Source organism: Nocardia seriolae NBRC 15557 (assembly GCF_007990715.1).
Classification (GTDB): Bacteria; Actinomycetota; Actinomycetes; order Mycobacteriales; family Mycobacteriaceae; genus Nocardia; species Nocardia seriolae.
The window spans coordinates 1-12138 of record NZ_BJWY01000177.1; the positions used below are offsets into that span (position 1 = coordinate 1).

Genomic DNA, 12138 nt, shown 5'->3' on the forward strand with positions numbered 1-12138 from the left:
CGACACTAGGAAGGCGTAGTGCTGGGGTTGCGGCGCGCCCTCGAAACCCGGTGGCATATCCGAGAAGTCGAAGGTGACGCCATTGCCGACGGTGAGCGGAATGAACGGTCCGTACGGCTTGCCCACCTCCACCCCGAGAATATCCGCCCAGAATTCGGCGGAGACTCGCTTGTCCGTGCACGCGACAATGGTGTGGTTGAACTGAATAGTTATAGGAATACTCCTGTGTTCGTGGCGATCCCGACCCTGGACCGGTACAAGTCGGCCGACAGGAGCACCGCCACTGTTTCGACGTTAACCACTCGCCGCCGGATTCGCAAAGACCCCTGTGCGAACCCTCACATCCCCCGCTTGGGCGCGGAGTACTCCTGCTCCGGCCGTCCGGTGCTGCCGTAGCGCAACTGCATGCGCAGGTCACCCGCCCCGACCAGGTTCGCCAGATACCGCTGCGCGGTGGCCCGCGAAATCCCGATCGCGGCCGCCACCTGCGCCGCCGACATCGGCGCCTCGGCCGCCCGAACCGCCTGCAACACCAGCTCTTTCGTGTGCGACGCGGGCACCGGAGCGCCCCCACCCCCGGTTACCACCACCTGCGGCCGCAACGCCGCCAGCGCGACATCCACATCGGCCGCCGTCACCTCGGGAGCCGCCAGCACCCGCCGATACCGCGCATACCCCGCCAGCCGCGCCGCCAGCACCGCATGATCGAACGGCTTCACCAGATACCCGATCGCCCCCGCCCCGAGCGCCGCCCGCACCGTCTCCGATTCCGTTGCCGCGGTGAGCATCATCGCGTCGAACCGAATCTCCCGCACCAACTCCACCCCCGACCCGTCCGGCAGATAGACATCCACCAGCGCCAGATCGAAGTCGTTTCCCGCGATCGCCTCCCGCGCGGCCGCCACACTGTTCACCGTCGCCCCCACCGTGAATCCCGGTAGCGCCGAAACGATCCCGGCATGCATATTCGCCACGCGAAAGTCGTCATCGACGACCAGCACGCTCAACTCTCCCCGGCCCACGCCGACTCCTCCTCCGATAACACACCCGGCATCCGGGCAATGAATTCCGCTCCCCCCAAGCACTTCTCACCACCGTCCCCCGCGGCCCCGGCCTCCCCCACGCCTCCCGGGTCCGCCAGTCTCACGTCCCCGCCCCGCGCTCGAGCCACCTGCCGCGACAGCGCCAGCCCCAGCCCGCGCCCGCCCGGACCGCCGCCAGATTTGGTGGAAACCCCTTCGGCGAACAGCGAATCCACCAGTTCCGGCGCGACCCCGCCGCCACTGTCCACCACCGCGATGTGCAGCGTCTCCCCCTCCCGCACCAATTCCACCTCCACCACCGGATCAGCCGTCGCGAGGTCAGCGGTCACGGTGGTTGTCGAGGTCGGCTCGGTTGCCGCGGCGTCGATGGCGTTGTCGAGCAGGTTGCCCAGGACGGTCGTGACATCGACGGGGGCGGCGAGATTGGCGTCCACCCAGGTGTTGGGGCCCAGGCGGAGTTGCACGCCCCTTTCGCGGGCATGGGCGGCCTTGGCGGAGAGGAAGGCTTGCAGGTAAGGATCGCGGATGGCATCGACACCCGGCAGAGTCGCGCCCAGGGGGCTGGAGCCGAGGAGTTCTTCCAGGTAGTTGGCGGCTTCGCCGGGGTGGCCGGTGTGAAGCAGGCCGCTGAGCAGGTGGAGGCGGTTGGCGAATTCGTGGCGCTGGGCGCGCAGGACGGTGCTCATGGTGGAGACCGCATCCAGTTGACGGGTCAGGGATTCCACGTCGGTGCGGTCGCGGACGGACAGGACCGCACCGAGCGGACGATTGTCCCGGCTGACGGCGCGGGCTGTCACCACCACGATGCGGTCACCGACAGCGGCTTGGACCGGATGGCCGTCGGCGGCGCGGAAGGCTTGCAGGACACGGGGAGTCAGGCCGATCGCCTCGATATCGCTGCCCGATTCCGGGTCGATGCCCAGCAGGCGGCGAGCTTCGTCGTTGACGACCGTGACCCGGGATTTCACATCGGCGGCGACCACGCCCTCACCGATACCGTGCAGGACGGCGTCCTGCTCGCGGACCAGGTCGGCCAGATCGGAAGGCTCCAAGCCGAGAGTCAGGCCGTGCCAGCGACGGGCCAGCAACACCGATCCGGCAATGCCCGCCAGCAGCGCGCCGCCGATCAGCAATCCGGCACGGCGCAGATCGCGCAGCAGTTGATCATGAACCGCCGCAGTGGAGATCCCGACGCTCACCTCACCCACCACTCGCCCACCCGTGGGGGCCGCGGTATCCGGCTGCAGGACCGGTACTTTCGCGCGGACGGACTCGCCCAGGGTGCCGTGCTCCTGGATCACCACCTCGGATCCGGCCAGGGCGCGGGAGGGGTCGGTGCTGACCATTTCACCGAGGCGGGCGCGGTCGGGGTGGGCGAGGCGGATACCCGCGTCATCGGTGATCACTACGAACAGCGCGCCGGTGCGCAGTCGGGCGCTGTCGGCGATCTGTTCCAGTTCACCGTCGGCGAGTTCCTGTTTCAGGGCGGGCCCCGCGGGTAACCGGCCTTCCGCGTCGCGCGCGACCGCGGCGCGGACCTGCGGGTCGGAGGCGACCGCGCGGGCGATGGCCAGGGCGCGTTGACCGTACTCGTTCGAGAGCCGCTCGCCGCTGATGTAGGCGAAGACGCCGAAGGCCAGGCCGAGGGTCAGGCCCACCACGGCGATCTGCAGGAGCAGGATCTGGGTCCGGAGACGGACGGAGCGGGGGCCTAGCGAGAACACGGCGACAGTGTAGACAACCCCTCGCAAACTCATGAGCAGAATGCGCAAAACGGGCGAATCGTTGGTTGTGTGACTTGCGCGCACAACCGGGCCGAGTGTGACCCGGCGCACGTAGCTTCTGACCAACGCCGCAGTAGCGGCACTGAAAACAGGAGCGGTAATGAGCACAACGACCACTGAGCTCGGCGGCGAGCCGCCCGTTGGGCAGAGCGACGCGCCTTTGATCGAACTGCGCGGTGCGACCAAGCGGTTCCCGGGCAACAACGGTGGGATCCACACCGCGGTTCGCGATCTCAACTTCAGCGTTGCCGCTGGTGAGTTCGTTGCCGTCGTCGGTCCCACCGGCTGCGGCAAGTCCACCACCCTCTCGCTGGTATCGGGCCTGGAGCCCGCCTCGGCGGGGCGAACCCTGGTGCGCGGCAAGGATGTTCGCGGCATCCCCGACGGGGTCGGCTACATGTTCCAGCAGGACGCCGTGCTGCCGTGGAAGTCGGTCATCGAGAATGTGGCGCTGGGCCCGAAGTTCCGGGGCGTCACCAAGGCCGAGGCCCGCGAGCGCGCGGCACGCTGGGTGCGCACGGTCGGGCTGGGCGGGTTCGAGAACTATTACCCGCATCAGCTCTCCGGCGGCATGCGCAAGCGCGTCGCGCTGGCGCAGACCCTGGTCAACGATCCCGAGATCATCCTCATGGACGAGCCGTTCAGCGCGCTCGACGTGCAGACCCGCCAGCTCATGCAGGACGAGCTGCTGCGGGTGTGGTCGGGTACGAACGCGGCGGTCATCTTCGTGACACACGATCTGGAAGAGGCCATCGCCCTGGCCGATCGGGTGGTCGTCATGACCGCCTCCCCCGCGACGGTCTGCGGTGACTTCACCGTCACCTTGGAGCGGCCGCGCAATGTCGAGGAAGTCCGGCTCACCGAGGAATTCCGCGACCTCTACAAGGAAATCTGGGAAACGCTGCGCGATCAGGTCGAGGCGGCCCGTGCGAAGGGAGCGGCCCGTGTCGCTTGATGTCATGGCGAAGGCCGCTGAGAGCTCACCGGAATTCGAGGTCGAGACCGAGGAGCAGATCCTGGCGCGGGTGCGCTCCAACGCCCGCCGCAACAAGATCCGCACCTGGGGTCTGCGCGCCCTGATCGTGGCCGTATGGCTGGGCTCCTGGCAGCTCACCGCCACCTACTGGATCGACCCGTTCTTCTACTCCAAGCCCACGCTGATCTGGGACCGCCTGGTCGAATGGTTCACCGAGGGCACGCAATTCGGCTCCATCTGGCTACAGCTGTACACCACCGTGCAAGAAGCCGTGCTGGGCTTCGCCATCGGCACCGTCGCGGGCGTCGTGCTGGGCGTGCTGCTCGGCCGCTCGCGCTACTGGGCCGATGTGCTGGCCCCGTTCATCAAGGCGCTCAACGCGGTTCCGCGCATCGTGCTGGCCTCGCTGTTCATCATCTGGTTCGGCCTGGGGCTGCAATCCAAGGTGGCCACCGTCGTGGTGCTGGTGTTCTTCGCGGTGTTCTTCAACGCCTTCACCGGGGCGCGCGAGGTGGATGGCAATGTCATCAACAATGCCCGCATCCTGGGTGCGAGCCGCCGTCAGGTGCTGAGCTCGATCGTGTTGCCGAGCGCTACCACCTGGATCCTGTCGTCGCTGCACACCGCTTTCGGCTTCGCGCTCATCGGCGCGGTGGTCGGTGAATACGCCGGTGCCAGCAAGGGTCTGGGTCTGCTGATCTCCAATGCGCAGGGCACCTTCGACGCGGCGGGCATCTACGCGGGCATGATCATCATCACGGTGGTGGCGCTGGTCGCGGAGTGGCTGATCGGGCTGGCGGAGAACCGGCTGCTGAAATGGCGTCCGTCCCAGTCGTCCTCGGGCCACGGGATCTGAGCCATGAACTACCGCAAGCATATTGCCGTGGCCGTGCTGGCCATCGCCTCGCTGCTGCTGGTGACCGGCTGCCGCGACTCGCGCACCATTCCGGTGGCCGACGGGCGGCCGCAGATCACCATCATGGTGGGTGGCCTGGAGAAGGTCATCTATCTGCCGGCCATGCTCACCGAGAAGCTGGGCTTCTTCAAGGACAACGACATCGACGTGAAGCTGCTGGGCGAGCAGTCCGGCGCGAACGCCGAGACCGCGCTGCTCACCGGCGACGTGCAGGGCGTGGTCGGCTTCTACGACCACACCATCGATCTCCAGGCCAAGGATCAGTGCCTGCAGACGGTCGTACAGTTCGCCGATGTGCCGGGCGAGGTCGAGCTGGTGTCCAAGCAGGACGCCGACACCATCAAGTCTCCCGAGGACTTCAAGGGCCGCAACCTGGGTGTCACGTCGCTGGGCTCCTCCACCGATTTCCTCACCCAGGCGCTGGCCGGGCAGGCGGGGCTGAAGACCTCCGACTACACCCGGGTGAAAGTCGGTGCGGGACAGACCTTCATCGCGGGCATGAACCACAATGGCATCGACGCGGGCATGACCACCGATCCGACCGTCGCCAAGATGGTCTCCTCCGGTGACGCCGAGGTACTGGTGGACATGCGCAACGAGCAGGGCACTCGCGCGGCACTGGGCGGCCTCTACCCCGCCGCCTCGCTGTACATGCGCTGCGAGACCGTGCGCAGCCATCCGGACATCGTGCAGAAGCTGGCCGACTCCTTCGTCCAGACGCTGCGGTGGATCAAGACCCACACCCCGGAGGAGATCGCCGCCAAGATGCCCTCCCAGTACGCGGGCGGCGATCCGAAGCTCTACGTCAAGTCCATCACCGACTCGATCAGCATGTTCAACGGCGACGGGCTGATGAAACCCGAAGGCGCGCAGAACGTCCTGCGCATCCTGGGCAAATACTCGCGCAATGTGTCCCCGGTGCGCGACCGCATCGACCTCGGTGCCACCTACACCAACGAGTTCGTGGAGAAGGCCCAGGGCGCGCGCAAACCCTGACCGGCCCACGCGGAACCGCACATCACATGAGGGGTGTGCGGTGTCGCGTTATTGCGGGATGGCGTTGCGGCGGGCGCGGCGCAGGGCGTCGACGGTGAAGATGGCCAATGCCAGCCAGATCAGGGCGAAACCGGCCCAGCGGGAGGCGGGCATGGGTTCGTGGCCGACCGCCACGCCCCAGGCCAGCTGTAGGCCGGGGGTGAGGTATTGCAGGATTCCCATGGTGGACAACGGGACTCGCGGGGCCGCCAGCGCGAACAGCGTCAGCGGGACCAAAGTGACCGGGCCGCTGAGCATGAGCAATCCCGTGTGCGGCAGCGACGAGCCGAAGGTCGCATTGCCGGTCAGCGCGATGGCGATCACCGCGATCAGGGCGAACGGCGCGGCGGCCAACCCCTCGGCGGCCAGACCGGGCAGGGCATCGAGCCGGATCACCTTCTTGACCAGACCGTAGGTGGCGAAGGAACAGGCCAGGATCAAGGCGATCCAGGGCGGGCGGCCGTAGTCGACGGTCAGCACGATCACCGCCGTCGCACCCAGCCCGAGCGCGATCCACTGCATCGACCGCAGCTTCTCGTGGAAGATGATGACGCCGAAGGCCACCGTCACCAGCGGATTGATGAAGTAGCCCAGCGCGCACTCGACCACGTGGTGCGAGATCACGCCATAGACGTAGACGCCCCAGTTCATCGAGATGGCGGCCGAGGCCACCGCCGCGAGCCGCCACGTGCGGGCGTCGATGCGGCGCAGCTCACCCAACCGGCCCGCGACCGCCAGCGCGAGCAGGGCGACAACCAGAGTCCAGAGGATCCGTTCGGCCAGCACCTCCCCGGCGCTGGCGAAGGACAGCAATCCGAAGAACGCGGGGAACAGTCCCCACAGGAAATAGGCCCCGATGCCGAAGGCGATGCCCGTGTCCCGGGTGCCGTCGTGCCGCGCCGGGTGTCCGCTCCGACTCGTTTCGACCGGCGCTGCTGGGGTCCCACGTCGTTCGGCCACTCGACAACGTTAGCCCGCATAACGAACGTCGCGACAGCCGATATGTCGGATGATCCGCACTCGGGTTCGGCGCGCGACGGCCAGCTACGGACCGGTTCCTTTGATTGCCCTTTACTGTGGAGGGCATGTCGATTACTGCGCAGGCAGCTAGTCCACCCGGTCCACCCGCGCTCGGGCTCACCTCCGCCGAGGTGGAGCAGCGGCGGCGGGACGGGCTCTCCAATGACGTGCCGGAGCGGGCCAGCAGGTCGGTCCGCGACATCGTCAAGGCGAACGTCTTCACCCGGATCAACGCGATCCTGGGGGTGCTGTTCGTCGTGGTGATGGCCACCGGGTCGATCATCGACGGGCTGTTCGGGCTGCTGATCATCGCCAATAGCGCGGTCGGCATCATCCAGGAGATCCGGGCCAAGAACACCCTGGACAAGCTGGCCATCATCGGGCAGGCCAAGCCCGTGGTGCGCCGCGGCGGTCAGGCCGTGTCGGTCGCGCCGCAGGAGGTCGTGCTCGACGACATCATCGAGCTCGGGCCCGGCGACCAGATCGTGGTGGACGGCGAGGTGATCGAGGCCGAACTGCTCGAGGTCGACGAGTCGCTGCTCACCGGTGAGGCCGATCCCATCGACAAAACCGTTGGGGCGCATATCATGTCGGGCAGCTTCGTGGTGTCCGGCAGCGGCGCGTACCGGGCCACCAAGGTCGGCAAGGACGCCTACGCGGCCAAGCTCGCCGACGAGGCCAGCAAGTTCACGCTGGTGAAGTCGGAGCTGCGCAGCGGTATCGACACCATTCTGAAAGTCATTACCTACCTGTTGATTCCGGCGGGCCTGCTGTCCATCTACAACCAGCTGGTGTCGTCCAAGGAATCCTGGCGGCCCGCGGTCAACGGCATGGTGGCCGCGCTGGTGCCGATGGTGCCCGAGGGTCTGGTGCTGATGACCTCCATCGCGTTCGCGGTCGGCGTGGTGCGCCTGGGTGCGCGCAAGTGCCTGGTGCAGGAGCTGCCCGCCATCGAGGGGCTGGCCCGGGTGGACGTGGTGTGCGCGGACAAGACCGGCACGCTCACCGAGAACGGCATGCGGCTGGCCGAGATTCGGGCGGTGCACGACGTGGCCGGTGATGGCCAGGCTCTCGACCGGGAACTCCGTCGGGTGCTGGCCGCCCTGGCCGCCGACGATCCGCGCCCGAATGCCAGCGTGCTGGCCATCAAGGAAGCCCTGCCGGACGCGCCGGACTGGCAGTCCACCGGGGTCGCGCCGTTCTCCTCCGCCAAGAAGTGGAGCGGCATGTCCTACGGGGAGCACGGCAACTGGCTCATGGGCGCGCCGGACGTGCTGCTGGATCCGGGCTCCGAAATCGCCGATACCGCACAGGAAATCGGGGCCGAGGGGCTGCGGGTGCTGCTGCTGGCCCGGAGCGACCGGTCGGTCGACGCGCCGGACGCGCCGGGGCAGGTGACCCCGGCGGCACTGGTCGTGCTGGAGCAGAAGGTGCGGCCCGACGCCAAGGGGACGCTCGAATACTTCGCCTCCCAGCATGTTTCGACCAAGGTGATCTCCGGCGACAATGCCGTGTCGGTGGGGGCGGTGGCGTCCTCGCTGGGGCTGTCCGGCGGGCACGACGCGGTCGACGCCCGCACCTTGCCGACCGACCAGGACGAGCTCGCGGATGTGCTGGAGCACAAGACGGTGTTCGGCCGGGTTCGGCCGGATCAGAAGCGCGCCATGGTGGGAGCGTTGCAGTCGCGCGGGCACACCGTCGCCATGACCGGGGACGGCGTCAACGACGTGCTCGCGCTGAAGGATGCCGATATCGGCGTCGCCATGGGTTCGGGCAGTCCGGCCACCCGCTCGGTGGCGCAGATCGTGCTGCTGGACAACAAGTTCGCCACGCTGCCGTACGTGGTCGGCGAGGGCCGCCGGGTGATCGGCAATATCGAGCGGGTCTCCAATCTGTTCCTCACCAAGACCGTGTACTCGGTGGTGCTGGCATTCCTGGTCGGCATTGCGGGCATCGGCTCACAGATCTTCAGCTACAAGGCCATCGGGTATCCGTTCCTGCCCCGCCACGTCACGATCGCCGCCTGGTTCACCATCGGCATCCCCGCGTTCATCCTGTCCCTCGCGCCCAACAACGAGCGCGCCCGCACCGGATTCGTCGGCCGCGTCCTGCGATTGGCGATTCCCTCCGGCGTGGTGATCGGCGTGATGACCTTCATCTCGTACCTGGTCGCCTACCGGGGGCCCGACGCCGGGGAGACCGCCAAGGTTCAAGCGGGCACCACCGCGCTCATCACCCTGCTGATCGTCGCGGTCTGGGTGCTGGCCATCGTGGCCCGGCCCTGGAACTGGTGGAAGATCCTGCTGGTGGCGGGTTCCGTTGTGGGATACCTGATCCTGTTCGCACTGCCCTTCACCCGCCACTTCTTCAAACTCGATCCCTCCAACGTGGCCCTCACGACTTCGGCGATCATCTGCGGCGCGATCGGCATCGTGCTCGTCGAGGTGGCCTGGTGGTTGAGCGCCAGGTATCTGGGCGAGTCGCCGCATTCGCCGCCGGTGGTCGCGGACGCGGCGCCGCCGAGTGAAAAGGACTGACGCGCTTCATATCCAAACTGGTCGCATGGTTTGGCTCGCCGTGGGTTTGTCCGTCCTGGGCAGTCGCCGAAACTGCAGGTACCTTGTGCCCCATGGAGGTCCTGCTGCATCAGCTCGACGCATTCGCCGACGCACCCTTCTCGGGCAATCCGGCGGCGGTCATGCCGCTGTTGGCCTGGTTACCGGACGAACTGCTGCAGCGGCTAGCCGAGGAGAACAATCTCGCCGAGACCGCGTTCTACACCTCGGCGCTGCCGGCGGAAGCGGGTGCGCCGCCGGACAACTCGCCCGCGTTCCATCTGCGCTGGTTCACGCCGACCGTGGAAGTCGATCTGTGCGGGCACGCGACCATGGCGGCAGCGGCGCAGATCCTCGACGATATGCATCCGGGGGCGGATCGGGTGCACTTCTATACGCGCAGCGGGTGGCTGCGGGTGGATCGCGATCGCGATGATCTGGTGCTGGACCTGCCCTCGGTGTCGTCGGTGGAAATCGATGTGCACGAGGACGTTCCGAACCGGCTCGCGCAGGCGCTCGGGGTGCGGCCGTTGCGGGCCTTCGAGGGCACCGATGTGGTGCTGTTCGTGACCGCCGAAGACGAAGTGCGGCAATCCCGTCCCGACTTCTCGGCGTTTCCGGCCATGAACCGGGCGGCCATCCTCACCGCCGAGGGCGATGAGGTCGACTTCGTGTCCCGGGTGTTCGCGCCCGGGCAGGGGATTCCGGAGGATCCGGTCACCGGGTCCGCGCACGCTCAGCTGACCCCGCTGTGGAGCCGGGAGCTGGGGCGGACCACGCTCAGTGCGCGGCAGCTGTCACGGCGTGGTGGGTCGATGCGGTGCCATCTGCGCGATGACCGGGTCCGGCTCACGGGGCGGTGCCGACGCTATCTGGATGGGGTTGTCCGGCTGCCGGACTGAGCAACTCAGCGGTCGATGATCTTCCGGGTCAAGTCCGTCAGGTCCGGGCTGCGGTAGCCGGGGTAGCCGTGCAGCAGCGACTGCCAATCCTCCGGGATCGCTGACGCGCCCCAGCGCGCGCCGAGCAGGCCGCCGGCGATGGCGGCCGTGGTATCGGTGTCGCCGCCCGCGCGCACGGCGAGTTCCAGTGCGGCGGGGACGGTTTCGGCGTGGGTGATGGCCCACCAGGCGGTCTGCAGGGCGTGGACCACCCAGCCGTTCTTGGGGAAATCGGCGGGGGTGCCCGTTTCGGCCTTGTCCAGCAAGGGTTCCCAGAAGCCGGTGTCGACCTGGGACAGGGCCTCGCGGAGGCCGTCGTAGGTGCCGTGGATGACGGCGTGGCGGATGGCCAGGGTCCACAGTTTGCATGCCTGCATGGCCTGCATGTCGTAGTGGGTCAGGGAGCTGACGAGTTTGGCCGCCTTGCCGCACTTCTCGGCATCGTCGAGGTATGCGAGCGCGACGGGGGCGGTGCGCATGAGCGAACCGTTGCCCGCTTTCAGGCCGGTGAGGTCGTGGGCTCGCAGCTGCATGTCGCGGCCGGTGCGGTCACGCCATTCCAGGACCTGGCGGGTCTGGTTGCCGATGTCCTTCGGGCGCGAATCCCACCAGGCGACGAACTCGGCGGCGACGGCGTCCAGGCCCTCGGGGCTGCAGATGTCGCCGGTCTCGGCGGCGGCTCGGGCCACGGCTACCGCCATCGCGGTGTCGTCGGTCCACTCGCCCGGAGCCCAGCGGAACGCGCCACCGCCCTTCATCCGGATCTCCACGTCCGGGGCCGGATGCGTGAACTCGTAGCCTGCCCCCAGGGCGTCACCGGCCGCCGTGCCCAGCAGTACCCCGGCCGCACGATCGGCCTGCTCCGGCGTCAATTCCATCTGTGCTCGCCTCTTCCGCTCCGATGCGTTCACATCGGTCTACCACGACGTTACTCATCCGGTGGGCACGCCGAGGGTGCCAGCCGGTGTCTTTACGGGTTCCGCATTACGCTCGGGGGCATCCCAGTCGGATGGATGATCCGGAGGTTCTACCGAATGATGAACCAGCTCGTCGACCGTCCCAGCCCGATCTCGTCGCACCCGCTGTCCCTGCCGCTGGCGCCGGTCCCGGACTCCGGGCACATCTTCGACGTCACGCGTCGGCTCGGCACCGTCGATATGGACGAGAACCAGAATCTGCGCATCGACGGCATCGCCCGCCACCTCCAGGACGCGGGCGTCGACCACCTGATCCATATGGACGCCCTGGACACGCACCCGCACTGGATAGTCCGCCGCACCGTCATCGACGTCCTCCAGCCCATCACCTGGCCCGCCCAGTTGCGCATCCGCCGCTGGTGCTCGGGCATCTCGCCGCGGTGGTGCACCATGCGGGCCCGCATCGATTCCGACACCGGCGGCCTCATCGAAACCGAAGGCTTCTGGATCCACATGAACAAGGACACCATGAGCCCGTCCCGCGTAGCCGACGAGTTCTTCGACCTCATGTGCACCACCACCGCCGACCACCGCCTCCGCTGGCGTCAATGGCTCGACACTCCCCTCCCCACCACCCCCGGCACCCGGTTCCCCTTACGCCGCACCGACACCGACCACTTCCAACACATCACCAACACCGCCTACTGGCACGCCATCCACGAATTCACCGCCGACGCAACCGAACTCACCCAATCCCCCCACCGCTTCGTCCTGGAGTACAACAAGCCCATCCGCTACGGCGAACTCCTCGACATCCACACCACCCGCAACACCGACACCCTCACCCTCTGGTTCTCCGTCGCAGGCGACACCCGAGCCATAGCCCAACTCCTTCCTGCGAAGAGTTGAAAAACGAAGAGCCAAAAGAAGAAAAGACAAGGACGCCTGGAT

The 12138-nt window shown here is 67.5% G+C and carries 10 protein-coding genes; 6 read left to right on the plus strand and 4 right to left on the minus strand.

Annotated features, from left to right (window positions below; translation table 11 throughout):
- Positions 1-338: 338 nt before the first annotated feature.
- Both NS2_RS33195 and NS2_RS33200 read right to left on the minus strand, forming a co-directional pair.
- Positions 339-1022 carry a response regulator gene (locus tag NS2_RS33195; protein WP_033091253.1) on the minus strand — a complete coding sequence of 228 codons (684 nt, stop codon included), beginning with the start codon at positions 1020-1022 and terminating at the stop codon, positions 339-341.
- Entirely contained in the window at positions 1004-2767 is a 1764-nt protein-coding gene (locus tag NS2_RS33200; RefSeq protein ID WP_033091257.1) for an ATP-binding protein, read from the minus strand. The genes NS2_RS33195 and NS2_RS33200 overlap by 19 nt, the downstream gene beginning before the upstream one ends.
- A 160-nt stretch (positions 2768-2927) precedes the next feature.
- On the opposite strand from NS2_RS33200, the gene NS2_RS33205 reads away from it, so the two are divergent.
- Genes NS2_RS33205 through NS2_RS33215 form a run of 3 tightly spaced genes read left to right on the plus strand, consistent with a single transcriptional unit; the run spans position 2928 to position 5715 of the window.
- A complete protein-coding gene (locus NS2_RS33205; RefSeq protein ID WP_045439554.1) occupies positions 2928-3782 on the plus strand; it encodes an ABC transporter ATP-binding protein in 855 nt (284 codons plus the stop codon).
- Entirely contained in the window at positions 3772-4659 is an 888-nt protein-coding gene (locus tag NS2_RS33210) for an ABC transporter permease (RefSeq protein WP_033091251.1), read from the plus strand. The genes NS2_RS33205 and NS2_RS33210 overlap by 11 nt, the downstream gene beginning before the upstream one ends.
- A gap of 3 nt (positions 4660-4662) precedes the next feature.
- The gene (locus NS2_RS33215) at positions 4663-5715 is read left to right on the plus strand and encodes an ABC transporter substrate-binding protein (protein ID WP_033091250.1); all 1053 of its coding nucleotides are present in this window, start codon (positions 4663-4665) and stop codon (positions 5713-5715) included.
- 48 nt (positions 5716-5763) lie between these two features.
- Here the strand turns inward: NS2_RS33215 and rarD are convergent, their stop codons facing one another.
- Entirely contained in the window at positions 5764-6624 is an 861-nt protein-coding gene (gene rarD / locus NS2_RS33220) for an EamA family transporter RarD (protein WP_033091256.1), read from the minus strand.
- Between the two features lie 215 nt (positions 6625-6839).
- On the opposite strand from rarD, the gene NS2_RS33225 reads away from it, so the two are divergent.
- Positions 6840-9311 carry an HAD-IC family P-type ATPase gene (locus NS2_RS33225; protein WP_033091255.1) on the plus strand — a complete coding sequence of 824 codons (2472 nt, stop codon included), beginning with the start codon at positions 6840-6842 and terminating at the stop codon, positions 9309-9311.
- A 92-nt stretch (positions 9312-9403) separates the two neighbouring features.
- The gene (locus NS2_RS33230; RefSeq protein WP_033091249.1) at positions 9404-10231 is read left to right on the plus strand and encodes a PhzF family phenazine biosynthesis protein; all 828 of its coding nucleotides are present in this window, start codon (positions 9404-9406) and stop codon (positions 10229-10231) included.
- A 5-nt stretch (positions 10232-10236) separates the two neighbouring features.
- Here NS2_RS33230 and NS2_RS33235 read toward each other — a convergent pair whose 3' ends face one another.
- A complete protein-coding gene (locus NS2_RS33235; protein WP_033091248.1) occupies positions 10237-11148 on the minus strand; it encodes an ADP-ribosylglycohydrolase family protein in 912 nt (303 codons plus the stop codon).
- Between the two features lie 156 nt (positions 11149-11304).
- On the opposite strand from NS2_RS33235, the gene NS2_RS33240 reads away from it, so the two are divergent.
- Positions 11305-12096, plus strand: coding sequence for an acyl-[acyl-carrier-protein] thioesterase (locus NS2_RS33240; protein ID WP_228102723.1), 792 nt, complete (start codon positions 11305-11307; stop codon positions 12094-12096).
- Positions 12097-12138: the final 42 nt, after the last annotated feature.

Coding starts and splice junctions, on each gene's coding strand:
- NS2_RS33230 (WP_033091249.1), top strand. CDS start 9,404: ATGGAGGTCCTGCTGCATCAGCTCGACGCATTCGCCGACGCACCCTTC.
- NS2_RS33235 (WP_033091248.1), bottom strand. CDS start 11,148: ATGGAATTGACGCCGGAGCAGGCCGATCGTGCGGCCGGGGTACTGCTG.
- NS2_RS33215 (WP_033091250.1), top strand. CDS start 4,663: ATGAACTACCGCAAGCATATTGCCGTGGCCGTGCTGGCCATCGCCTCG.
- NS2_RS33240 (WP_228102723.1), top strand. CDS start 11,305: ATGATGAACCAGCTCGTCGACCGTCCCAGCCCGATCTCGTCGCACCCG.
- NS2_RS33225 (WP_033091255.1), top strand. CDS start 6,840: ATGTCGATTACTGCGCAGGCAGCTAGTCCACCCGGTCCACCCGCGCTC.
- NS2_RS33205 (WP_045439554.1), top strand. CDS start 2,928: ATGAGCACAACGACCACTGAGCTCGGCGGCGAGCCGCCCGTTGGGCAG.